At 55.0% G+C, this 826-nt stretch carries 1 protein-coding gene; it reads right to left on the reverse strand.

Features of this window, described 5'->3' with window-relative positions; translation table 11 throughout:
* Window positions 1-620: 620 nt before the first annotated feature.
* On the reverse strand, window positions 621-826 hold a 206-nt coding region (locus D3D02_RS20745), incomplete at its 5' end, for a DUF6069 family protein (protein ID WP_233560702.1).

Here is an 826-nt window from a genome sequence, read left to right on the forward strand (position 1 = left end):
TTCATTCAGTGGGACCGAGACACTCACGAAGTCACCAAGGGGCCACGATTCGAGGAGCTTCGCCCACTTCTCGAGTGTATGGTCGAGCACGCCAAAAACTAACCAGTGCGAGAAACCAGATACAAATATGTCAACAGACGACGAAGCACTTTCGACTACTGATATGGCAGAGTCCTCGTTGAGTGAAAGATGTTGACGCGGTCTTTGCGGTTCACCGGCGACGATATCTGCTCTATTGTCTCTATCTCACTCCAACGTCACTGACACTCCCAGAGATAGCTGACCAACTCACTGTCTGGGAGGACCCTGAACCGTCCGATCCCGACGACAGAGACCGGCTCCGGTCTACATGTCGCTGTATTATGACCATCTCCCTGCGTTACGGGCAGCTGATCTTGTTGAGTACCACCAAGTAGACGACCTCGTCGAGGCGGGCCCAGCTCTCGTCCGTATCGAATCACAGCTACAATCTCAGCTAGCGAATGAACTTCCTGCCCTCCTGTAGGCCGAAGGAACCCATATCAGCCATGAAGACGCCTAATCGCTGTGCTACTCTGTGACCGAACTGATGCAGCGTTTGTCGTTCTTTTACAGGCCCTGAACGACTCGTACTTATCGGGCTACCGGGTGAGTACCGCGTAGCAGATCCCCGCGACAGTCACGTGCATCACCATCAGCACGAGAATCCCTGCGGTTGTGGCTCCCGGACGCCCCGGGAGAAACGTCACGTCCGGAACGAACGACAGGAGCAACACAACCCCAGTAATCACCGCGAAAAGTCGATTCGGGCGTGCTGATCGCCACTGGAGGAGGCCATATACGATGG

Origin of the sequence: Halobellus sp. Atlit-38R (assembly GCF_003665925.1) — an archaeon.
Classification (GTDB): domain Archaea; phylum Halobacteriota; class Halobacteria; order Halobacteriales; family Haloferacaceae; genus Haloquadratum; species Haloquadratum inordinatus.